Source organism: Pantoea sp. SM3, from assembly GCF_000963995.1.
GTDB classification, from domain to species: Bacteria; Pseudomonadota; Gammaproteobacteria; order Enterobacterales; family Enterobacteriaceae; genus Pantoea; species Pantoea rwandensis_B.
In genome coordinates this window covers 1-20,193 of sequence record NZ_JZRD01000007.1, presented here as the reverse complement: position 1 = coordinate 20,193, position 20,193 = coordinate 1, and the positions used below count along the sequence as shown (strand labels likewise).

The 20,193-nt window shown below is 53.7% G+C and carries 24 protein-coding genes; 18 read left to right on the top strand and 6 right to left on the bottom strand.

Annotated elements, in window-relative coordinates:
- Nucleotides 1-28: 28 nt before the first annotated feature.
- The 3 genes from VI01_RS03890 to VI01_RS03880 form a co-directional block, all read right to left on the bottom strand.
- Nucleotides 29-898 (bottom strand): phosphoribulokinase, encoded by an 870-nt coding sequence (locus VI01_RS03890; RefSeq protein ID WP_038644305.1) that lies wholly within the window; start codon nucleotides 896-898, stop codon nucleotides 29-31.
- Between the two features lie 61 nt (nucleotides 899-959).
- A complete protein-coding gene (locus tag VI01_RS03885; protein ID WP_034820041.1) occupies nucleotides 960-1,178 on the bottom strand; it encodes a YheU family protein in 219 nt (72 codons plus the stop codon).
- A gap of 2 nt (nucleotides 1,179-1,180) precedes the next feature.
- Nucleotides 1,181-2,197, bottom strand: a complete 1,017-nt coding sequence (locus tag VI01_RS03880) for a hydrolase (RefSeq protein ID WP_038644307.1) — start codon at nucleotides 2,195-2,197, stop codon at nucleotides 1,181-1,183.
- A gap of 60 nt (nucleotides 2,198-2,257) precedes the next feature.
- On the opposite strand from VI01_RS03880, the gene VI01_RS03875 reads away from it, so the two are divergent.
- Complete coding sequence (locus tag VI01_RS03875; RefSeq protein WP_038644309.1) at nucleotides 2,258-2,860, top strand: LysE family translocator; 603 nt, start codon at nucleotides 2,258-2,260, stop codon at nucleotides 2,858-2,860.
- Nucleotide 2,861: 1 nt separating this feature from the next.
- On the opposite strand, the gene VI01_RS03870 is transcribed toward VI01_RS03875, so the two are convergent.
- On the bottom strand, nucleotides 2,862-3,842 hold the full coding sequence (locus tag VI01_RS03870; RefSeq protein WP_045814047.1) for a LacI family DNA-binding transcriptional regulator: 981 nt from the start codon (nucleotides 3,840-3,842) through the stop codon (nucleotides 2,862-2,864).
- Between the two features lie 233 nt (nucleotides 3,843-4,075).
- Here VI01_RS03870 and tauA point away from each other — a divergent pair, with 233 nt between their 5' ends.
- The 4 genes from tauA to tauD are packed head-to-tail and all read left to right on the top strand — an operon-like array spanning nucleotide 4,076 to nucleotide 7,494.
- Nucleotides 4,076-5,056: a taurine ABC transporter substrate-binding protein gene (tauA, locus tag VI01_RS03865; RefSeq protein WP_045814046.1), complete on the top strand. Its 981-nt coding sequence runs from the start codon at nucleotides 4,076-4,078 to the stop codon at nucleotides 5,054-5,056.
- A 10-nt stretch (nucleotides 5,057-5,066) separates the two neighbouring features.
- Nucleotides 5,067-5,834 (top strand): taurine ABC transporter ATP-binding subunit, encoded by a 768-nt coding sequence (gene tauB, locus VI01_RS03860; protein WP_038644313.1) that lies wholly within the window; start codon nucleotides 5,067-5,069, stop codon nucleotides 5,832-5,834.
- Nucleotides 5,831-6,658, top strand: a complete 828-nt coding sequence (tauC, locus tag VI01_RS03855; RefSeq protein WP_038644315.1) for a taurine ABC transporter permease TauC — start codon at nucleotides 5,831-5,833, stop codon at nucleotides 6,656-6,658. The genes tauB and tauC overlap by 4 nt, the downstream gene beginning before the upstream one ends.
- Nucleotides 6,655-7,494 (top strand): taurine dioxygenase, encoded by an 840-nt coding sequence (tauD, locus tag VI01_RS03850; protein WP_045814045.1) that lies wholly within the window; start codon nucleotides 6,655-6,657, stop codon nucleotides 7,492-7,494. Before tauC ends, tauD begins: the two co-directional genes overlap by 4 nt.
- A 321-nt stretch (nucleotides 7,495-7,815) precedes the next feature.
- Here tauD and VI01_RS03845 read toward each other — a convergent pair whose 3' ends face one another.
- Nucleotides 7,816-9,720 carry an ABC transporter ATP-binding protein gene (locus VI01_RS03845; protein ID WP_045814044.1) on the bottom strand — a complete coding sequence of 635 codons (1,905 nt, stop codon included), beginning with the start codon at nucleotides 9,718-9,720 and terminating at the stop codon, nucleotides 7,816-7,818.
- 115 nt (nucleotides 9,721-9,835) lie between these two features.
- On the opposite strand from VI01_RS03845, the gene kefG reads away from it, so the two are divergent.
- The 4 genes from kefG to slyD all read left to right on the top strand — a co-directional run bounded on the left by kefG (nucleotide 9,836) and on the right by slyD (nucleotide 13,178).
- Complete coding sequence (kefG, locus tag VI01_RS03840) at nucleotides 9,836-10,387, top strand: glutathione-regulated potassium-efflux system ancillary protein KefG (RefSeq protein ID WP_045814043.1); 552 nt, start codon at nucleotides 9,836-9,838, stop codon at nucleotides 10,385-10,387.
- Nucleotides 10,387-12,189, top strand: a complete 1,803-nt coding sequence (kefB, locus tag VI01_RS03835; RefSeq protein WP_045814042.1) for a glutathione-regulated potassium-efflux system protein KefB — start codon at nucleotides 10,387-10,389, stop codon at nucleotides 12,187-12,189. The genes kefG and kefB overlap by 1 nt, the downstream gene beginning before the upstream one ends.
- A 46-nt stretch (nucleotides 12,190-12,235) precedes the next feature.
- On the top strand, nucleotides 12,236-12,430 hold the full coding sequence (locus VI01_RS03830; RefSeq protein WP_034830784.1) for a YheV family putative zinc ribbon protein: 195 nt from the start codon (nucleotides 12,236-12,238) through the stop codon (nucleotides 12,428-12,430).
- Nucleotides 12,431-12,623: 193 nt separating this feature from the next.
- The gene (gene slyD / locus VI01_RS03825; protein ID WP_034830781.1) at nucleotides 12,624-13,178 is read left to right on the top strand and encodes a peptidylprolyl isomerase; all 555 of its coding nucleotides are present in this window, start codon (nucleotides 12,624-12,626) and stop codon (nucleotides 13,176-13,178) included.
- A 46-nt stretch (nucleotides 13,179-13,224) separates the two neighbouring features.
- Here the strand turns inward: slyD and VI01_RS03820 are convergent, their stop codons facing one another.
- Nucleotides 13,225-13,443: a SlyX family protein gene (locus VI01_RS03820; RefSeq protein WP_045814169.1), complete on the bottom strand. Its 219-nt coding sequence runs from the start codon at nucleotides 13,441-13,443 to the stop codon at nucleotides 13,225-13,227.
- A gap of 279 nt (nucleotides 13,444-13,722) precedes the next feature.
- On the opposite strand from VI01_RS03820, the gene fkpA reads away from it, so the two are divergent.
- From fkpA to VI01_RS03775, 9 genes are all read left to right on the top strand, one after another.
- Nucleotides 13,723-14,553, top strand: a complete 831-nt coding sequence (gene fkpA / locus VI01_RS03815) for an FKBP-type peptidyl-prolyl cis-trans isomerase (RefSeq protein WP_045814041.1) — start codon at nucleotides 13,723-13,725, stop codon at nucleotides 14,551-14,553.
- A 257-nt stretch (nucleotides 14,554-14,810) separates the two neighbouring features.
- Nucleotides 14,811-15,533 (top strand): transcriptional regulator, encoded by a 723-nt coding sequence (locus VI01_RS03810; protein ID WP_034830776.1) that lies wholly within the window; start codon nucleotides 14,811-14,813, stop codon nucleotides 15,531-15,533.
- Nucleotides 15,533-15,919: a sulfurtransferase complex subunit TusD gene (tusD, locus tag VI01_RS03805; RefSeq protein WP_038644322.1), complete on the top strand. Its 387-nt coding sequence runs from the start codon at nucleotides 15,533-15,535 to the stop codon at nucleotides 15,917-15,919. The genes VI01_RS03810 and tusD overlap by 1 nt, the downstream gene beginning before the upstream one ends.
- The gene (gene tusC / locus VI01_RS03800; protein ID WP_038644324.1) at nucleotides 15,919-16,278 is read left to right on the top strand and encodes a sulfurtransferase complex subunit TusC; all 360 of its coding nucleotides are present in this window, start codon (nucleotides 15,919-15,921) and stop codon (nucleotides 16,276-16,278) included. The genes tusD and tusC overlap by 1 nt, the downstream gene beginning before the upstream one ends.
- A gap of 9 nt (nucleotides 16,279-16,287) precedes the next feature.
- On the top strand, nucleotides 16,288-16,575 hold the full coding sequence (gene tusB, locus VI01_RS03795) for a sulfurtransferase complex subunit TusB (protein WP_034830769.1): 288 nt from the start codon (nucleotides 16,288-16,290) through the stop codon (nucleotides 16,573-16,575).
- A 126-nt stretch (nucleotides 16,576-16,701) separates the two neighbouring features.
- Nucleotides 16,702-17,076 (top strand): 30S ribosomal protein S12, encoded by a 375-nt coding sequence (gene rpsL, locus VI01_RS03790; RefSeq protein ID WP_006120575.1) that lies wholly within the window; start codon nucleotides 16,702-16,704, stop codon nucleotides 17,074-17,076.
- 96 nt (nucleotides 17,077-17,172) lie between these two features.
- Nucleotides 17,173-17,643 carry a 30S ribosomal protein S7 gene (gene rpsG, locus VI01_RS03785; RefSeq protein ID WP_007886246.1) on the top strand — a complete coding sequence of 157 codons (471 nt, stop codon included), beginning with the start codon at nucleotides 17,173-17,175 and terminating at the stop codon, nucleotides 17,641-17,643.
- Nucleotides 17,644-17,736: 93 nt separating this feature from the next.
- On the top strand, nucleotides 17,737-19,851 hold the full coding sequence (fusA, locus tag VI01_RS03780) for an elongation factor G (protein ID WP_038644327.1): 2,115 nt from the start codon (nucleotides 17,737-17,739) through the stop codon (nucleotides 19,849-19,851).
- A gap of 69 nt (nucleotides 19,852-19,920) precedes the next feature.
- On the top strand, nucleotides 19,921-20,193 hold a 273-nt coding region (locus VI01_RS03775; protein ID WP_045814040.1), incomplete at its 3' end, for a GTP-binding protein.

Sequence of the window (20,193 nt, the reverse complement as noted above, 5' to 3'; positions counted from 1 at the left end):
AAACGGCCGCCGCTACAGAATTTCTGGATTATTCAATCCGTTTACCTTCAATCAGCCGCTGCACCAGTGGCGTCATGATTAACTCCATTGCCAGCCCCATTTTTCCGCCCGGCACCACTAGCGTGTTCATATGTGAAATGAACGAGCCCTGGATCATCGCCAGCAGGTAAGGGTAAGCAATGCCTTCCAGCCCACGGAAGTGAATTACCACAAAACTTTCATCGAGTGACGGAATTTCACGTGCGGCAAAGGGGTTTGACGTATCCACCGTTGGCACACGCTGGAAGTTGATGTGGGTGCGCGAGAACTGCGGCGTGATGAAGTTGATATAATCCTCCATTGAACGCACCACTGAATCCATCACCGCTTCACGGGAATGGCCGCGCTCGCTGGTGTCACGCACCAGCTTTTGAATCCACTCCAGATTGACAATCGGCACCACGCCGACCAGCAAATCGACATGCTCGGCGACGTTGTGCTGCTGTGTTACCACGCCACCGTGTAAACCTTCATAGAACAGCACGTCAGTGTTTTCCGGCAGCGGCTGCCAGGGCGTAAAGGTGCCCGGCACCTGATTCCACGGCACCGCTTCGTCGTAGGTGTGCAGATATTTGCGCGACTCACCCAACCCGGTTTTTCCGTAATGCTTAAACGTCTGTTCCAGCAGCCCGAAGTCATTGGCTTCCGGGCCGAAGTAACTGATATGGCGGCCCAGATCGCGTGCCTTACGGATCGCCATATCCATTTCTGGACGGGTATAACGGTGAAAACTGTCACCTTCCAATTCCGCAGCATGCAGATCCAGCTGCTGGAAAATCTTACGGAAGGCGAGGCTGGTGGTGGTGGTACCGGCACCGCTGGAACCGGTCACGGCAATGATTGGATGCCTGGCTGACATAACAGAACTCCCTGTGAAGTCGGGCGATGAGCATTGTTACCACGAATTACTGTGCGGTGCATTAACCGCGAAACTCGCCTTTCGGCATAATGTTGACGGATTCGTGCAGTTCCGACCACACCAGCACAACGTCTCCGCGCTCCAGTTGGCGGCGCACGTCGGCGACTTTCTGTTCCAGGCTGCGCTCCTGCTCACCATAGTCGGTGCCTTCGCGCAGCACGAAAGTTTCAATCAGGTTTTCCAGTGTTGCGACTTCAAGTTCTTGCCAGGGAATAATCACGATCACACATCCAGATAGGTTGAAAGCCAGTCAGGCACACGCTGTTCCAGCCACATTTTCGGCTTCATTAACGTACCGCCGACAAAGCCAACGTGACCGCCTTTTTGCGTCAGCTGATATTCAATCGAAGGCGACAGTTGCTCCGGCTGCGGGATCACCGCATCGGTCATAAAGGGATCGTCTTTGGCATGGATGATCAGCAGCGGCTTGCGCACGCCCGTGAGCAGCGGCATAGCGCTGGCACGTTGATAATAGTCGTTGGCATCCAGAAAACCGTGCGCCCGTGCGGTAATCGCATCATCAAACTCACGAATGCGGCGAAATGCCCGCAGCTGGCTCAGTTCCACCGGCAGTGTGCCAGGCCAGGCCAGCAGTTTGCGCGTGGCGTTCTGTTTCAGCTTGGTCAGTAAATAGTGCTGATAGAAACGAGAGAAGCCGGCATCGAGCTTTTCACTGCAGGGTTCGAGCGCAAAGGGTGCCGAAATCGCGACGGCTGCATCCACAGGCACATCATTGCCCTGCATGCCCAATAAATAGGCCAGCATATTGCCACCGAGTGAAACGCCCACTGCTGCAGTCGGCACCGTGCCCCATTCGCGCTGCAGCCAGTGTAAGAAAAAGGTCGCATCTTCGGTTTCACCGGAATGATAAATGCGTTCCAGGCGATTAGGTTCGCCACTGCAGCCACGAAAGTGCATCACCACCGCCAGCCAGCCTCGCGCCTGACACGCTTGCATCAGACCATGGGCGTATGGGCTACGAAAGCTTCCTTCCAGGCCATGAAACATCACCATACGCGGCTTGTGGCGCGCCTGCGCCGGGTCTTCGCTCCAGGCGAGATCAACAAAATCGCCATCAGGCAGATCAAGTCGCTGCCAGTGCGGACGCAGGGTTACGCGCCGACGCAGTATGCGCGGCAGCAGGGTTTGCAGATGCGCGTTACTGAATCCGCGCAGCGGAGTGAATCGCTCGCCGTTCAGGCGATCAAAATAGCTTGGGTAAAGGCTTGTCTGATGCATAACTCGCTGATAGCTTCGATGGGTTGTCCGCTTTACTGGGTGAGGAGCACCCGAATTTACATGGAACTGAGTCTTTTTTTATCAATGTTGGGTTTTCTTTGGGTCGCTGCCATCACGCCAGGGCCCAATAATATGTTACTTACCGCCTCAGGTGCTAATTTTGGCTTCCTGCGCACCATCCCGCTGCTCATTGGTATCATGATTGGTATGCAAGTCATGTTGCTGATGGTGGCATTTGGCATCGGCGGTTTGATCCTGCTTTATCCTTCACTGCATCTGGTGCTGAAGATTGCCGGTAGTCTCTATCTGTTGTGGCTGGCGTGGAAAATTGCTACCGCAGAGTACGAGAAGCTGGAAACCGAAGACGCCACGGTGAAACAGATGCCGTTCTGGCAGGGTGGTCTGTTACAGCTGATCAACCCAAAAGCCTGGCTGATGGCGCTGGGCGCGGTGGCCAGCTTCAGCCTTGCAGGCGACGCGTATCTGCATTCCGTGATTGCGATCAGTATCGGCATGGCGCTGGTTAATGTGGTATCCGGTGTTATCTGGATGGGATTTGGTTCGCTGATTGGCCGATTGTTGCGCAGCCCGCGTGCGTGGAAAATCTTCAACCTGGCGATGGGTGCGCTCACGGCAGCCTGTGTACTGCTGATCTGGCGTTGAGTTAACTGGAGGCGCGTTCAACGCGCTTCCAGGGTAACACTTCACGCACCACTTCACTGTGCGGCTGGCGGATGCGGTTCAATAACAGCTGAACACTGCGTGCACCCAGTCGTTTCATCGGTTGTTCGATGGTGGTCAGTGGTGGATTGAGGCTGCTGGTGAAGGGAATACCATCGAATCCTACTACCGCCAAATCCTCAGGTACCCGCAATCCCGCTTCCAGCGCTGCATGGATCACGCCAACCGCCAGCACATCAGAAACCGCAAACACGGCGTCTGGTCGCTCCGGTCGCGCCAGCAGTTCACGCAGTGCGGCACTGCCCGCTTCACACGAAATGTTTTCCGCGTAAGCCACGCCACCCCAACTCAGTTCCAACTGCTCCAGCGCTTCGCGATAACCCGTTTCGCGCTGATGTGAATAGAGATAGCGCATATCACAATTCACCAGCGCGATACGTCGGCGGCCTTTGTTGGCCAGATAACGCACCGTTTCAAATGCGGCTTCTTTATTATCAATGGTGACACTGGAAGCGGGAATGGCTGGATCGTATTCGGCGCATTGCACCCAGGGGGCGTCACCAATCAAATCTTTTAACTGCTGCAAACAGGCGGCGGCATCCATGGTGATCACACCGTCAACCACTTTACCGCTTAATAACGCCAGATAAGCGGCTTCGCGCGGCAGCTGCGAGGCCGAATTGCATAACAGGATGTGATAACCCTGCGCTTCGGCTTCAGCTTCAATGCCTTGTACCACGCGTGAGCAGAAGGGATTAGTGATGTCTGATATTAACACCAGCAACATATGACTCTGGGCAGTACGCAGCTGGCGAGCCAGCAGATTGGGCTGATAGTCACAGTGATTGATGGCAGCCAATACTTTTTCTCGCGTATCTGTAAGCACGCCGGGATGCTGGTTCAACACCCGAGAAACCGTGGCTTTAGACACGCCAGCAAGACGGGCAACTTTTTCAATCGACATGGATTTCAGTACCGCCAGTAGAGGTGAAAAATCAGAAGCCTATCAATAGCACAGTCGTTATGTGAGCGCGTGACATATTTCCGTCTTTACGCCTTCTTTGCATTTGCATATTTCGCATATCCTTGCCCAATGTTGATCTAAGAACAGATTTTCATTAGGGATAATTTTTAATTCCTTTATGAAATTACAGCCGCTGGAGAAACTGCCATCACGACATAACATTGGGGTGAACGATGATGGCAGTAAAAAAAACAATAACGGCAGTGGCGGCAGCATTGGCCCTGATGGCGTTTCAGGCACAGGCGGTGAATGTCACCGTGGCATATCAAACCTCGGCGGAACCGGCCAAAGTGGCGCAGGCCGATAACACCTTTGCCAAAGAGAGTGGCGCGACGGTGGATTGGCGCAAGTTTGATAGCGGTGCCAGCGTGCTGCGGGCATTGGCTTCCGGTGATGTGCAAATCGGTAATATCGGGTCCAGCCCGTTAGCCGTGGCGGCAACACAGCAGTTGCCCATCGAAGCTTTCTTACTGGCATCACAGCTTGGCAATTCCGAAGCGCTGGTGGTCAAAAAATCCATCACCAGTCCCAAGGATCTGATTGGCAAACGCATCGCCGTGCCTTTCATCTCCACCACCCATTACAGCCTGCTGTCAGCGCTCAAGCATTGGGGCATCAAGCCGTCGCAGGTGCAGTTAGTGAATCTGCAACCGCCTGCCATTATTGCGGCGTGGAAACGCGGTGATATTGACGGCGCGTACGTCTGGTCACCGGCGGTTAACGAGCTGGAAAAGGATGGCACGGTGTTAACCGACTCTTCTCAGGTGGGCAAATGGGGATCGCCAACGCTGGATGTGTGGGTGGTGCGCAAAGATTTCGCCCAGCAGCATCCTGAAATCGTCACTGCCTTTGCGCGCAGCGCGATTGAGGCACAGCAAGCCTACATTGCTAATCCAGAACAGTGGCTGAAGCAGCCCGACAATCTCAGCAAACTGGCGCGCCTGAGTGGCGTACCGGAAAGCGATGTGCCGGTGCTGGTCAAAGGCAATACCTACCTGACCGCACAGCAGCAGGTGGAACAGCTGGGCAAGCCAGTGAACAAAGCCATTGTTGATACCGCGCACTTCCTGAAAGAGCAGGGCAAAGTGCCGGACGCGGCTAATGATTACAGCAGCTTTGTCACCACGCAATTTGTTGCACCTTTAGCGAAATAACGGAGGCGCTATGCTCAGCATCACCAACCTGAATGCACGTTACGCCGGACAACCCGCGCTGCAGGATATCAATCTGCAACTGGATCAACGCGACCTGCTGGTGGTGCTGGGACCGTCTGGCTGTGGCAAAACCACCTTACTGAACTTGATCGCCGGATTCCTGCCGCTGGAGTCCGGCAGTATCACGCTTGATGGCAAAGCGGTAAATGGACCGGGCGCAGAACGCGGCGTGGTGTTTCAGAATGAAGGGCTACTGCCGTGGCGTAACGTGATCGATAACGTGGCGTTTGGCTTGCAGCTGGCGGGAATGGACAAGGCTGAACGCCACACCATTGCTCGCCGTTTAATCCGCAAAGTCGGACTGGAAGGGGCAGAAAAGCGTTATATCTGGCAGCTCTCTGGGGGTCAACGTCAGCGCGTGGGGATTGCGCGTGCGCTGGCGGCTGATCCTCAGTTGCTGCTGTTAGATGAGCCATTTGGTGCGCTGGATGCCTTTACACGCGAACAGATGCAAACCCTGCTGCTGACGCTGTGGCGCGATACCGGCAAACAGATTCTGCTGATTACCCACGATATTGAAGAAGCGGTGTTTCTTGCCAGCGAACTGGTGCTGTTGTCACCGGGACCCGGTCGAGTGGTGGAGCGTATCAAACTCGATTTTGGTCAGCGGTTCGCTGCCGGTGAAGCGTGCCGCAGTATTAAATCCGACCCGGCCTTTATCGAGCGCCGTGAATATGTGCTGAATCAGGTCTTTTCTCAGCGGGAGGCGTTTGTATGAGTGCGGTGATTGATGAGAAAACCCAGACTCGCCGACGCACACTGCGCTGGCCGTTTTCCCCCCAGTTTTCATTGAGTCTACTGAGTGTCGCGCTGTTGCTGCTGGTGTGGTGGGGCGTCACGACGCTGGGTTTGGTGGCCCCCCTGTTTCTGCCGCCGCCACAGCAGGTGCTGCAAAAGCTGCTGCTGATTGCCAGCCCGCAAGGTTTTATGGATGCCACGTTATGGCAGCACCTGGGCGCCAGCCTGACGCGCATGCTGGTGGCACTGTTCTTTGCCGCGCTGATTGGTATTCCCGTCGGCATTGCGATGGGCCTAAGCCCGGCGATTCGGGGGCTGCTCGATCCACTGATTGAACTCTATCGCCCGGTGCCACCGCTCGCTTATTTGCCGCTGATGGTGATTTGGTTCGGTATCGGTGAGACCTCAAAAATATTACTGATTTATCTGGCGATCTTCGCACCGGTAACGCTCTCGACGTTGGCGGGTGTGAAGAATGCTCAGCAGGTACGGATTCGCGCGGCACAGGCATTGGGCGCGTCGCGCTGGCAGCTGCTGCGCTTTGTCATCTTGCCGGGCGCCTTGCCGGAAATTCTCACGGGTTTGCGCATTGGCCTCGGCGTCGGCTGGTCAACGCTGGTGGCTGCCGAACTGATTGCCGCCACGCGCGGACTGGGATTTATGGTGCAGTCGGCGGGCGAGTTCCTTGCCACCGATGTGGTGCTGGCCGGAATCGCCGTGATTGCCTTGATCGCTTTTAGCTTAGAACTGGGTCTGCGCGCTTTGCAGCGCCGATTAACGCCCTGGAATGGAGAACAGCAATGAACGAACGTATCACCTTTACCGCGCTGGGCCCGTATATCGGTGCGCAGGTCAGCGACCTCGATCTCAGCCGCCCGTTAAGCGACGCGCAGTTTGAGCAGCTTTATCATGGTCTGCTGCGCCATCAGGTGTTGTTTCTGCGTAATCAGGTGATCACACCGGAACAGCATCGCGCTCTGGCGATCCGCTTCGGCGATCTGCACATCCATCCGGTGTATCCGCATGCCGAGGGGGTGGAAGAAATTATCGTGCTGGATACCCATCAGGACAATCCGCCGGATAACGATAACTGGCACACCGATGTGACCTTTATTCAAACGCCTCCAGCGATTGCGATTTTAGCGTCGAAGCTGCTGCCGGAAAGCGGTGGCGACACGCTGTGGTCCACGGGGATTGCGGCTTATGAGGCGCTATCCGAGCCTTTCAAGCAGCTACTGAGTGGCTTGCAGGCAGAACACGATTTTAAGAAGTCATTCCAGGAATACAAATACCGCAAGACTGAAGAGGAACATCAACGCTGGCAACAGGCCGTGGCGAAGCATCCGCCGGTGCACCATCCCGTCATTCGCACGCACCCGGTGAGCGGGCGTAAGGCGCTGTTTGTGAATGAAGGCTTCACGACGCGTTTACTGGGATTGCGTGAGAAGGAGAGCGAAGCACTGCTGAATTTCCTGTTCTGGCACACGGCAAAACCGGAGTTTCAGGTGCGCTGGCGCTGGCAGGAGAATGATGTGGCTATTTGGGATAACCGCGTCACGCAGCATTATGCCAATGCGGATTATTATCCGGCGCGTAGAGTGATGCATCGCGCAACCGTGCTGGGTGATGTGCCGTTCTAACTGGCTGATTCATATCCGTAGCGGCACTATTTATCGCGCGTGTCTAAAAAAATGCGCAATAAATTGCGCCGCTACGAAGTGTGCAAACATCCAGACAAGCGCACAAGATACAGCGATGAGAATCTAAACAGGACAGGAAAGCCCCGCCCGAAGAGCAAAGCGTCCGCCACAAGGATGTGGCGGTCGATCAGCATGGATGCGTGATCCCTTTGCGGTCGGGCGGGGCTTTTCTGGCCCTTACACCAAACCCGGCAGCAACATAAACAGCAACACAATTTACCAGGTTCGCAAAATGCGAACCCTACAGAATCAACCTAGCGGCTAGCCCGCCAGCATTTGCTCCAGTTGTTCTTGCGCATCCAGCCAGGCCATTTCAACCTCTTCCAGCGCCGATTTGCTTTCAGCCTGACGTTGCAGCGCCGAGGTTAAATCGGCCTTACGGCTCTGATCGTAAATTGCACTGTCTGACAGCATCGCTTCCGCTTCACTGAGCTGGCTCTGCCACTTCGCCATCTGCTTCTCTAACTTCTCGATCTCTTTACGCAACGGCTGGGTTTGCGCACGCAGTTCGGCATCGCGGCGTTTCTGATCTTTACGAGACTGGGCGCTGTTGGCGTTATCCTGCTTCGGTGCAGCATCCTGCTGGGCTTGCTGCTTTTGCAGATCGCTCAACCACTGCTGGTAATCATCGAGATCGCCTTCAAACACATCGACTTTGCGGTCATGCACCAGATAGAGATCGTCGGTGGTGGATCGTAGTAAATGACGGTCATGCGAAACCACAACCAGCGCGCCTTCGAAATCAATCAGCGCTTCGGTTAATGCCTGACGCATGTCGAGATCGAGGTGGTTAGTCGGTTCATCGAGTAGCAGCAGATTTGGACGTTGCCAGACGATCAGTGCCAGCACCAGCCGCGCTTTTTCACCGCCGGAGAAACGCTCGGTGATTTCACTGACTTTATCCCCCTGGAAACCGAAGCCGCCGAGATAATCACGTAGCTGTTGTTCCAGCGTTTGTGGCGCAATACGGGCCAGATGCTGCAATGGCGATTCATCGGCGCGCAGGTATTCAAGTTGATGCTGAGCGAAGTAGCCAAGCTTGATGCCTTTTGCCAGGCCAACTTTGCCATCCAGCGCTTCAATCTCACCGGCCAGCAGTTTGATCAGCGTTGATTTACCCGCACCGTTACGGCCGAGCAGACCGATGCGTGAACCCGGCACCAGATTCAGTTTGATGGCATCAAGAATGATGCGCTCACCATAACCCGCCGTGACTTTCTCCATTTTCAGTAATGGATTAGGCAGGCTTTCTGGTGCGCGGAAGCTGAAGCTGAACGGGTTATCGACGTGAGCCGGCGCAATTAACTCCATGCGCTCCAGCATCTTGATACGGCTCTGCGCCTGTTTGGCTTTAGTGGCCTGGGCGCGGAAGCGATCAATATACTTTTGCAGGTGCTGTACTTTTTCCTGCTGGCTCTGGAACAGCGCCTGCTGCTGCGCCAGTTTGGCGACACGCTGGCGCTCGAACGAGCTGTAGTTGCCGGTGTATTCGAACATCGTCTGCTGTTCGATATGAATGATTTTATCCACCACCGGATCAAGGAAGTCACGGTCGTGCGAGATGAGGATCAGCGTGCCTTCATAGCTTTTTAACCAGCGCTCAAGCCAGATAACGGCGTCAAGATCGAGGTGGTTAGTCGGTTCATCAAGCAGCAGCAGATCGGATCGGCACACCAGCGCTTGCGCAAGGTTAAGGCGCATACGCCAGCCGCCGGAGAAATCACTCACCGGCCGCATTAATTGTTCCTGGCTAAAGCCCAATCCGTGCAGCAGGCTGGAGGCGCGAGCATGTATGCTCCACGCCTGAATCGCATCCAGCTTGCCATGCAGCAGGGCGATGGCGTTGCCGTCATCCCTGGCGTTAGCATCAGCTAATTCGGATTCAAGCTGACGATATTCGCGGTCGCCGTCGATAACATATTCCAGCGCGGCTTTACTGAGGGCCGGGGTTTCCTGGTTCACCCATGCCAGCGCCCAGTTACCAGGGAAAGTGAAATTGCCTGCATCACTGCTAATTTCGCCCTTCAGTAGCGACAGCAGCGTGGATTTTCCACAGCCGTTCTTACCCACCAAACCGACTTTTTGGCCGGGATTAATGGTGGCTGTTGCGTTGTCCAGCAGCACGTTGGTGCCGCGGCGTATTTGTAATGCGGAAAAGACAATCATAAGCGCCGTATCGTCAGAATATGTTAATTTATCGGCAACATAATTCAATAATGGTTAGTTGCGTCGAGCATGGTAGCGGAATTCCGCTGCGGTGACGACGCTTTGGAGGGGAACGATGTCGCAGCCACCCAAAATTTTGCTGCTTTACGCCCATCCGGAAACACAGGATTCGATTGCTAATCGGGTTTTGCTGCAGTCGGCTATGGAACTGGACCACGTCACGGTGCACGATTTATACGCCCACTATCCGGACTTTTTTATTGATATTCATTACGAGCAGCAGTTGTTGCGCGACCACCAAATCATTGTTTTCCAGCACCCGCTATACACCTATAGCTGCCCGGCTTTGCTGAAAGAGTGGCTGGATCGCGTGTTGTCGCGCGGGTTTGCCAGCGGTCAGGACGGGAATGCGCTGGAGGGCAAGTACTGGCGCAGCGTGGTGACCACCGGGGAACCAGAAACCGCGTACCACCACAATGGTCTGAATCGTTATCCGATGAGCGACATCATGCGTCCGTTTGAGCTGACGGCGCAGATGTGTCGTATGCACTGGATGACGCCGATGGTGATCTACTGGGCTCGCCGCCAGACGCCGGAGGTGATGCGCAATTATGCGCGCGCCTATCGTGACTGGCTCTCGTCACCGTTGCCGCAGGGAGTGATGTGATGGAAGGTCAAACGTTACTCACCGCCGGAGTGATTTATCTGGTGGCTGCTGTGGTTGTGGTGCCGATTGCGGCACGACTTGGCATTGGTGCCGTACTGGGTTATCTGCTGGCCGGCATTGCCATCGGCCCGTGGGGGCTAGGCTTTATCAGCGACGTTGATGAGATTCTGCACTTCTCCGAACTCGGCGTGGTGTTCCTGATGTTCATCATCGGGCTGGAGTTGAATCCCGCCAAGCTTTGGGCGTTAAGACGTTCAATCTTTGGCGTGGGCGCTGCGCAGGTATTGGTTTCTGCGGCGATTCTTGGTGTGCTGTTGTGGCTAACCAACTTTAGCTGGCAGGCTGCGACTATCGGCGGGATTGGCCTGGCAATGTCCTCCACGGCCATGGCACTGCAATTGATGCGCGATAAAGGCATGAATCGTAGCGAAGCGGGACAGCTCGGCTTCTCAGTGCTCCTCTTCCAGGATTTGGCTGTCATCCCCGCATTAGCACTTGTGCCGTTGCTGGCCGGTGGGGACAGCGGTCATGTTGACTGGCTGAAAGTGGGTATGAAGGTGCTGGCGTTTGCCGGCATGCTGGTGGGTGGCCGTTATCTGCTGCGTCCGATTTTCCGCTTTATCGCCGCTTCCGGTGTGCGTGAAGTGTTCACGGCGGCTTCATTATTACTGGTGCTGGGCTCGGCGCTGTTTATGGATATGCTAGGGCTGTCGATGGCCCTCGGCACCTTTATCGCCGGGATCCTACTGGCCGAGAGTGAATATCGGCACGAGCTTGAAGTGGCGATCGAACCCTTCAAAGGGTTGCTGCTCGGGCTGTTCTTTATTTCCGTTGGCATGGCGCTGAATTTGGGCGTGCTCTATACCCATATCGCGGAAATTATCCTTGGCGTAGTGATTCTGGTGGCGGTGAAAACGCTGGTGCTCTATGTGCTGGGCCGTATTTATGGCTTACGCAGTTCCGAGCGCCTGCAGTTTGCCGGGGTGCTTAGCCAGGGCGGTGAATTTGCTTTTGTGCTGTTTTCGGCGGCCGCGTCGGCCAAACTGTTTAGCGGCGATCAATTACCCCTGTTGCTGGTGACGGTGACGCTGTCGATGATGACCACACCGCTGTTGATGCAGGGTGTAGATAAAATTCTCGCACGTCGGTTCAATGAGCCCGATGATGACAATGAGAAGCCGTTTGTCGAAGATGATCAGCCGCAGGTGATTGTGGTGGGCTTTGGTCGTTTTGGTCAGGTGGTGGGCCGCTTGCTGATGGCTAACAATAAGCGTATTACGGTGCTGGAGCGTGACATCTCGGCTGTCAGCCTGATGCGCAAATATGGCTATAAGGTTTACTATGGCGATGCCACTGAGCTTGAGTTACTGCGTGCTGCCGGTGCGGAGAATGCACAATCCATTGTGATTACCTGCAATGATCCAGAAGATTCGATGTCCATCGTTCACCTTTGCCAGCAGCACTTCCCGCAGTTGGAAATCCTGGCGCGTGCGCGTGGTCGTGTGGAAGCCCATGAATTACTGCAAGCGGGCGTCACGCTGTTCTCGCGTGAAACCTTCTCCAGTGCGCTGGAGCTGGGACGCAAGACGCTGATTTCACTCGGCATGCATCCGCATCAGGCGCAACGTGCGCAACAGCACTTCCGTCGACTCGATATGCGCATGCTGCGTGAGCTGGTGCCAAGCCACGATGATAATGCGCAGGCCTCACGTGTGCGTGAAGCTCGCCGTGAGTTAGAAGACATCTTCCAGCGCGAAATGCAGCATGAAAAGCGCCAGATCGACGGTTGGGATGACGAGTAGGACTACACTTAACATATCCGTTGCTTAATAGCGGGCAGGAAAGAGTATGCGTAAACGTTTTATTGCTGGTGCGGTATGTCCGCAATGTCAGGAAAAAGACACGCTGGCGTTATGGCGTGAAAACAATGTCGAAGTGGTGGAGTGCGTGCAGTGCGGCCATCAAATGCGTGAAGCGGATAAACAAGTTCGCGATAAGGTGCGCAGCAATGAGCAAGTGATCGGCATTTTTCATCCTGAGTAGCGGAATGGCGCAGCTTTTTTTAAGCTTAAACTTACAGCGGGATTGAATTCCGCTACAATCGGCGCCATTAACGCTGAGCAGTATGCAGCAACACATTTGTTGGCATCCTCAGTCTTGAACCTTTCTGGTTGGTTATTGCACGCAAAATAGACCAATGAGACGGGATCTCAGTTCTCAACGGTTAGGAGATATCATGAAAGTAGCAAAAGACCTGGTGGTGAGCCTGGCGTATCAGGTTCGTACCGAAGACGGTGTGTTGGTTGACGAGTCACCGGTGAGTGCACCGTTGGACTATCTGCACGGTCATGGTTCCCTGATTTCTGGTCTGGAAAAAGCGCTGGAAAATCACGCGGTTGGCGATAAGTTTGATGTGCATATTCCGGCAAACGACGCTTACGGTCAGTACGATGACAACCTGGTGCAGCGTGTACCAAAAGACGTGTTCATGGGCGTCGACGAACTGCAGGTTGGCATGCGCTTCCTGGCAGAAACCGATCAGGGTCCAGTGCCGGTTGAAATCACCGAAGTGGAAGACGAGCACGTTGTGGTTGATGGTAACCACATGCTGGCGGGTCAGAACCTGAACTTCAACGTGGAAGTGGTAGCGATCCGTGAAGCAACGGAAGAAGAAATCGCTCACGGCCATGTGCATGGCGCGGATGGTCATCATCATGACCACGATCACGACCATGGTCACGATCACGGCCAGGGCGGTTGTGGTACTGGCGGTTGCGGCTGCAGCCACTAAGTTCTGCATTGAACAACAAAAGGCCACCTCCGGGTGGCCTTTTGCTTTAATAGTGCGGTGGTGGCGTCTCTTCGGACTGCGAAGCAATCGGTGAGGGTGTCGCTGCTTTCACTTTATCCACTAATAAACGTACCTGTTCGCGCATACGACTCATCTCTAGTTCGTGTTGACTCACCGTCAGATTGAGCTGATCGATGGTATGCTCCTGAAATGCCAGTTTGCTCTCCAGCGCCTCAAGGCGTTGTTCCCACTCTTCATGCTGCATCATCTCTTCTCCTGTCACGGTGCTGCGCCTGGCGCGTATCGGGCGTGATTCTACGGCCTTTAGCGCCAGAATCACCCGATTTTTAACCTTTATGGGGCTTTGCGGTTGAAATCAGCGCTAATGCCTTCATCTCTGGTGAAACTTCCTGATGCAAAAAAGGTCGGATGTTAAGCGGGTAATTACGTTGTGGGAGTGTTCGCCGCTGCCACGTAAAGTTATAGTGTGGGCCACTGTCCGCAATGATTCCCGAGGTTTAGATGCTTCGGTTTTGGAGAAAGGATGAAATCACTGTTTAAAGTCACATTGTTAGCTACCACCATGGCCGTTGCGCTGAATGCACCGCTGGCAATGGCAGCTGAAACCGCTGCGGCTCCGGCTGACGCTGCTCAGGCAGCACCGCAGGCACCGAAAAATGCTGCCTTCAAAAACGAAGACCAGCAGTCAGCTTATGCGCTGGGTGCCTCTTTGGGTCGCTACATGGACAACTCTCTGAAGGAACAAGAGAAGCTGGGCATCAAACTGGACAAAGATCAGCTGATCGCAGGTGTTCAGGATGCATTCGGTGGCAAGAGCAAACTGTCTGATCAAGAGATCGAGCAGACACTGCAAGCCTTCGAAGGCCGCGTGAAAGGCGCTGCACAGGCGAAGATGGAAAAAGACGCGAAAGAGAACTCTGACAAGGGTGCCGCTTACGCTGATAAATTCGCCAAAGAAAAAGGCGTGAAGAAAACTGAATCTGGCTTGCTGTATCAGGTTGAGAAAGAAGGCACCGGTGACGCACCTAAAGACAGCGACACCGTCGTCGTGAACTATAAAGGTACGCTGATTGACGGTACCGAGTTTGATAACTCTTACACCCGTGGCGAGCCACTGTCATTCCGTCTCGACGGCGTGATCCCAGGCTGGACCGAAGGTCTGAAGCACGTGAAGAAAGGCGGCAAGATCAAGCTGGTGATCCCACCGAACCTGGCTTACGGCAAAAATGGCGTTCCGGGCATTCCGGCCAACTCAACGCTGGTATTTGATGTTGAGCTGCTGGATATCAAGCCAGCGCCAAAAGCGGATGAGAAAGCACAGGCTCCGGCCGCTGCTGATAAGAAAGCGCAGTAATCTGCTTGCGCTTCTGACGCCGCCTCCGGGCGGCGTTTTTATTTGTCCGCCAGACTTGAGATTCGCTGGCTGTACTCGCAATGCTCAGGGCTGAACGAACATGCCGTCTTGCAGCAACCCAAATTGTTTAGGGGAATGAGTAAAGCTCTGGCTAAACATCCCGACATTTGCCAGACTAGCGCCTGCACAACTATCACAATATGAGTCTGCCCCAAAGCTGTCGAGACAGGCTCCAGCCATTTAGGGTAATGTCTTCGATGTCTAATCCATTCAATCCCGGTGAACTGACTGACTTCGATTTACTGGAGCAACGTCCGTTCGAGCAAGCCGATTACGATATTCTCAAATCTTACGAAGCCGTCGTTGATGGCCTCGCGATGCTGATCGGCTCGCACTGCGAAATCGTGCTGCATTCACTGGAAGATTTGAAATGCTCCGCCGTGCGCATCGCCAACGGTGAACATACCGGCCGTAAAGTGGGCTCGCCGATTACCGATTTGGCATTGCGCATGCTGCATGATATGCATGGCGCAGACAGCAATGTGTCCCGTGCTTACTTCACGCGCGCCAAAAGCGGTGTGCTGATGAAATCTGTCACCATTGCGATTCGCAATCGTCAGCAGCGAGTGATTGGCCTGCTGTGTATCAACATGAACCTTGATGTGCCGTTCTCGCAGATTATGTCGACCTTTATGCCGCCGGAAATGCAGCAGGTAGATTCCAACGTCAACTTTGCCAGCTCAGTCGAAGACCTGGTGATGCAAACGCTGGAATTTACCATTGAGGAAGTGAGTAACGACCGCAACGTCTCGAACAACGCCAAGAATCGCCAGATTGTGCTCAACCTGTATGAGAAGGGAATTTTTGATATCAAGGATGCGATTAACCAGGTCGCTGACCGTCTCAATATTTCCAAGCACACGGTTTACCTCTACATCCGTCAGTTCAAAAGCGGTGACTTCCAGGGGCAGGATCGCTAATGCGTTACACCTTGCTGGTAACGGGGCCGGCGTACGGTACGCAGCATGCCAGTAGTGCATTGCTGTTTGCTCGTGCGTTGCTCAAAGCAGGGCATCAGCTGGAAAGTGTTTTCTTTTATAGAGAAGGCGTGCTGAATGCCAACCAGCTTAGTGCACCTGCCAGCGATGAAGTGGATGTGGTGCGCGCATGGCAACAACTGCGTGAAGAGAGCGGTGCCGCGCTGAATATTTGCGTGGCTGCCGCATTGCGCCGTGGCGTGACGGATGAACAGGAAGCCACTCGCTTGCAACTGGCAGGCAGTAATTTGCAGCCTGGTTTTGAACTGAGCGGCTTAGGTGCGCTGGCAGAAGCCGCGTTGAGCTGTGATCGTCTGGTGCAATTCTGATGAATCGCGTGGCATTTCTTTTCACTCAGGCACCTCACGGCAGCAGCGCGGGCAGGGAAGGGCTGGATGCGGTGCTGGCCACTGGCGCGCTCAGCGAAGACATTGGACTGTTCTTTATTGGCGATGGCGTGCTGCAACTGCAACGCGAACAGCAGCCTGAGCAGATTTTGGCTCGCAACTATATCGCGACGTTTGGCGTGCTCGATCTCTACGACATAGACCAGTGTTTCGTCTGCCGCGAGTCACTTGATGCGCGCGGGCAAAGCCTGACGGCTGAACGTGTGATGACGGCTGAAGTGCTGGATGCCGCGACACTGCGCCAGACACTCGCCACTTATCATCGAATCCTTCGTTTCTGAGAATCCAACATGCTCTACACGCTGCTGCAATCACCCTGGCAATGCGATATCGATAGCCTGTTACTGCTGATGCAGGAGGGCGACGATTTGCTGCTAATGCAGGATGGCGTCACGGCCGCGCTTGAGGGCAGCCAGATGTTCATCAAGCTGCAAGCCTCTCCGGCCGCGCTTTGGGTCCTTGAGGAAGATGTGGTCGCGCGTGGGTTGGTTGAGCAAATTTCGACCAAAGTAGCACGTTTGGACTATACTGGTTTCGTTGCGATGACGGTGAAGCACCAACAACAAGTGGCCTGGTAGCAAGGAAAACCTGGTTATTTCTTGACACCCTTTTGACACAGCCCTAAAATTCTGCCTCCTCGTAGTAATACGAGGCGATTTATTACGTGTTTACGAAGCAAAAAGCTAAATCCCAGGAGCTATTTAATGGCAACAGTTAACCAGCTGGTTCGCAAACCACGCGTACGCAAAGTTGCAAAGAGCAACGTGCCTGCGCTGGAAGCTTGCCCGCAGAAACGTGGTGTTTGTACTCGTGTGTACACCACTACCCCTAAAAAACCAAACTCAGCACTGCGTAAAGTTTGCCGTGTGCGTTTGACTAACGGTTTTGAAGTTACCTCCTACATCGGCGGTGAAGGTCATAACCTCCAGGAACACTCAGTGATCCTGATCCGTGGCGGTCGTGTTAAAGACTTGCCAGGTGTGCGTTACCACACCGTTCGCGGCGCGCTTGACTGCTCAGGTGTTAAAGACCGTAAGCAGTCACGCTCCAAGTACGGCGTGAAGAAGCCAAAGGCTTAATGGTTCTCCGTTAAGTAAGGCCAAACATTTTCACTTTAATGTCAAAATAAACTCGTAGAGTTTTGGACAATCCTGAATTAACAACGGAGTATTTCCATGCCACGTCGTCGCGTCATTGGTCAGCGTAAAATCCTGCCAGATCCTAAGTTCGGATCAGAATTGCTGGCTAAATTTGTAAACATCCTGATGGTAGATGGTAAAAAATCTACTGCAGAATCTATCGTCTATACCGCACTTGATACCCTGGCTCAACGTGCAGGTAAAGATGGTCTGGAAGCTTTCGAAGTTGCACTCGAAAACGTACGTCCGACTGTAGAAGTTAAGTCACGTCGCGTTGGTGGTTCAACCTACCAGGTTCCAGTTGAAGTCCGTCCGGTTCGTCGTAATGCTCTGGCAATGCGTTGGATCGTTGAAGCTGCTCGTAAACGCGGTGATAAATCAATGGCTCTTCGCCTGGCGAACGAACTTTCTGACGCTGCAGAGAACAAAGGTACTGCAGTTAAGAAACGTGAAGACGTTCACCGTATGGCTGAAGCCAACAAGGCGTTCGCACACTACCGCTGGTAACAGCCACGTAGTTGTTATTAACCCAGCGGGCGTCCCAGTGGCTTACCTGCTGGGCTTTTTTAACTTAGAACGTCTCAGAATCAGAGGAATCAAATGGCTCGTAAAACACCCATTGAGCGCTATCGTAACATCGGTATCAGTGCTCACATCGACGCCGGTAAAACTACCACTACCGAACGTGTTCTGTTCTACACCGGTGTAAACCACAAAATCGGTGAAGTGCATGACGGCGCCGCAACCATGGACTGGATGGAGCAGGAACAGGAACGTGGTATTACCATCACTTCCGCTGCAACCACCTGTTACTGGTCAGGTATGGCTAAGCAGTTCGAGCCACACCACGTCAACATCATTGACACCCCGGGACACGTTGACTTCACCATCGAAGTTGAGCGTTCTATGCGTGTGCTTGATGGCGCAGTAATGGTTTACTGTGCGGTTGGTGGTGTTCAGCCACAGTCTGAAACCGTATGGCGCCAGGCTAACAAATATAAAGTTCCACGCATCGCGTTCGTTAACAAAATGGACCGCATGGGTGCTAACTTCCTGAAAGTTGTTGACCAGATGAAAACGCGCCTGGGTGCAAACCCGGTTCCACTTCAGCTGGCTATTGGCGCAGAAGAGAAATTCACCGGTGTTGTTGACCTGGTGAAAATGAAAGCCATCAACTGGAACGATGAAGATCAGGGCGTTACCTTCGTTTACGAAGATATCCCAGCTGATATGCAGGAACTGGCTGAAGAGTGGCGTGCCAACCTGGTTGAAGCCGCTGCTGAAGGTTCTGATGAGCTGATGGAGAAATTCTTCGGCGGTGAAGAGCTGACTGAAGAAGAGATCAAAACTTCTCTGCGTAAGCGCGTGCTGAAAAACGAAATCATCCTGGTAACCTGTGGTTCTGCATTTAAGAACAAAGGTGTTCAGGCGATGCTGGATGCGGTTGTTGAATACCTGCCAGCACCGACTGACGTTACCGCGATCAACGGTATGCTGGACGACGGTAAAGATACGCCGGCTGAGCGTCATTCTGACGACAACGAGCCGTTTGCTGCTCTGGCGTTCAAAATCGCAACCGACCCGTTTGTGGGTAACCTGACCTTCTTCCGCGTTTACTCTGGTGTTGTTAACACCGGTGACACCGTGTTCAACCCGGTTAAGTCAAACCGTGAGCGTCTGGGCCGTATCGTTCAGATGCACGCAAACAAACGTGAAGAGATCAAAGAAGTTCGTGCGGGCGACATCGCAGCAGCGATCGGCCTGAAAGATGTGACCACTGGTGACACCCTGTGTGATCCAGAAAACGTCATCATTCTTGAGCGCATGGAATTCCCAGAGCCGGTAATCTCTATCGCCGTTGAGCCGAAAACCAAAGCTGACCAGGAAAAAATGGGTCTGGCTCTGGGTCGTCTGGCGAAAGAAGATCCATCATTCCGTGTATGGACTGACGAAGAATCTAATCAGACCATCATCGCGGGTATGGGTGAGCTGCACCTCGACATCATCGTTGACCGTATGAAGCGTGAGTTCAACGTTGAAGCGAACGTCGGTAAACCACAGGTTGCTTATCGCGAAGCGATTCGTTCTAAAGTTACCGATGTTGAAGGTAAACACGCTAAGCAGTCTGGTGGTCGTGGTCAGTACGGTCATGTTGTTATCGACATGTACCCACTGGAGCCGGGTGTTAACCCAAAAGGCTACGAATTTGTCAACGATATCAAGGGCGGTGTGATTCCAACTGAATACATCCCTGCGGTTGATAAAGGTATCCAGGAGCAGCTGAAGTCTGGTCCACTGGCCGGTTATCCGGTAGTTGACCTGGGTGTTCGTCTGCACTTCGGTTCTTACCATGACGTTGACTCCTCTGAGCTGGCGTTTAAACTGGCCGCTTCTTTAGCCTTCAAAGATGGCTTTAAGAAAGCACAGCCAGTTCTGCTTGAGCCGATCATGAAGGTTGAAGTAGAGACTCCGGAAGAGAACACCGGTGACGTTATCGGTGACCTTAGCCGTCGTCGTGGTATGCTCAAAGGACAGGAATCTAACGCTACTGGCGTTCAGATCCATGCTGAAGTTCCGCTGTCTGAAATGTTCGGATATGCAACCCAGCTGCGTTCTCTGACCAAAGGCCGTGCTTCTTACTCCATGGAGTTCCTGAAGTACGATGATGCGCCGAACAACGTCGCTCAGGCCGTTATTGAAGCTCGTAGCAAATAAGCTACGGTTTAAAAATTGTGAACTGATGCCTTCATGACTCATGAAGGCACAACGTAAGGAATTATCGCCATGGCGAAAGAGCAATTTCAGCGTAACAAACTGCACGTAAACGTTGGCACCATCGGTCACGTTGACCATGGTAAAACCACTCTGACTGCAGCTATCACCACCGTTCTGGCTAAAACCTACGGCGGCTCTGCTAAAGCGTTCGATCAGATCGATAACGCACCAGAAGAGAAAGCTCGTGGTATCACCATCAACACTTCACACGTTGAATATGAAACCCCGACTCGCCACTACGCACACGTTGACTGCCCAGGCCACGCCGACTATGTGAAAAAC

Bases quoted from the DNA above. Each gene is read 5' to 3' on its own strand.
- tusC (WP_038644324.1), top strand. From the start codon at position 15,919: ATGAATCGCGTGGCATTTCTTTTCACTCAGGCACCTCACGGCAGCAGC.
- tusB (WP_034830769.1), top strand. From the start codon at position 16,288: ATGCTCTACACGCTGCTGCAATCACCCTGGCAATGCGATATCGATAGC.
- tauA (WP_045814046.1), top strand. From the start codon at position 4,076: ATGATGGCAGTAAAAAAAACAATAACGGCAGTGGCGGCAGCATTGGCC.
- fkpA (WP_045814041.1), top strand. From the start codon at position 13,723: ATGAAATCACTGTTTAAAGTCACATTGTTAGCTACCACCATGGCCGTT.
- VI01_RS03845 (WP_045814044.1), bottom strand. From the start codon at position 9,720: ATGATTGTCTTTTCCGCATTACAAATACGCCGCGGCACCAACGTGCTG.
- VI01_RS03890 (WP_038644305.1), bottom strand. From the start codon at position 898: ATGTCAGCCAGGCATCCAATCATTGCCGTGACCGGTTCCAGCGGTGCC.
- rpsL (WP_006120575.1), top strand. From the start codon at position 16,702: ATGGCAACAGTTAACCAGCTGGTTCGCAAACCACGCGTACGCAAAGTT.
- VI01_RS03830 (WP_034830784.1), top strand. From the start codon at position 12,236: ATGCGTAAACGTTTTATTGCTGGTGCGGTATGTCCGCAATGTCAGGAA.
- kefG (WP_045814043.1), top strand. From the start codon at position 9,836: ATGTCGCAGCCACCCAAAATTTTGCTGCTTTACGCCCATCCGGAAACA.
- tusD (WP_038644322.1), top strand. From the start codon at position 15,533: ATGCGTTACACCTTGCTGGTAACGGGGCCGGCGTACGGTACGCAGCAT.
- rpsG (WP_007886246.1), top strand. From the start codon at position 17,173: ATGCCACGTCGTCGCGTCATTGGTCAGCGTAAAATCCTGCCAGATCCT.
- slyD (WP_034830781.1), top strand. From the start codon at position 12,624: ATGAAAGTAGCAAAAGACCTGGTGGTGAGCCTGGCGTATCAGGTTCGT.
- kefB (WP_045814042.1), top strand. From the start codon at position 10,387: ATGGAAGGTCAAACGTTACTCACCGCCGGAGTGATTTATCTGGTGGCT.
- VI01_RS03875 (WP_038644309.1), top strand. From the start codon at position 2,258: ATGGAACTGAGTCTTTTTTTATCAATGTTGGGTTTTCTTTGGGTCGCT.
- tauB (WP_038644313.1), top strand. From the start codon at position 5,067: ATGCTCAGCATCACCAACCTGAATGCACGTTACGCCGGACAACCCGCG.
- VI01_RS03880 (WP_038644307.1), bottom strand. From the start codon at position 2,197: ATGCATCAGACAAGCCTTTACCCAAGCTATTTTGATCGCCTGAACGGC.
- VI01_RS03870 (WP_045814047.1), bottom strand. From the start codon at position 3,842: ATGTCGATTGAAAAAGTTGCCCGTCTTGCTGGCGTGTCTAAAGCCACG.
- VI01_RS03810 (WP_034830776.1), top strand. From the start codon at position 14,811: ATGTCTAATCCATTCAATCCCGGTGAACTGACTGACTTCGATTTACTG.
- tauD (WP_045814045.1), top strand. From the start codon at position 6,655: ATGAACGAACGTATCACCTTTACCGCGCTGGGCCCGTATATCGGTGCG.
- tauC (WP_038644315.1), top strand. From the start codon at position 5,831: ATGAGTGCGGTGATTGATGAGAAAACCCAGACTCGCCGACGCACACTG.
- VI01_RS03820 (WP_045814169.1), bottom strand. From the start codon at position 13,443: ATGCAGCATGAAGAGTGGGAACAACGCCTTGAGGCGCTGGAGAGCAAA.
- fusA (WP_038644327.1), top strand. From the start codon at position 17,737: ATGGCTCGTAAAACACCCATTGAGCGCTATCGTAACATCGGTATCAGT.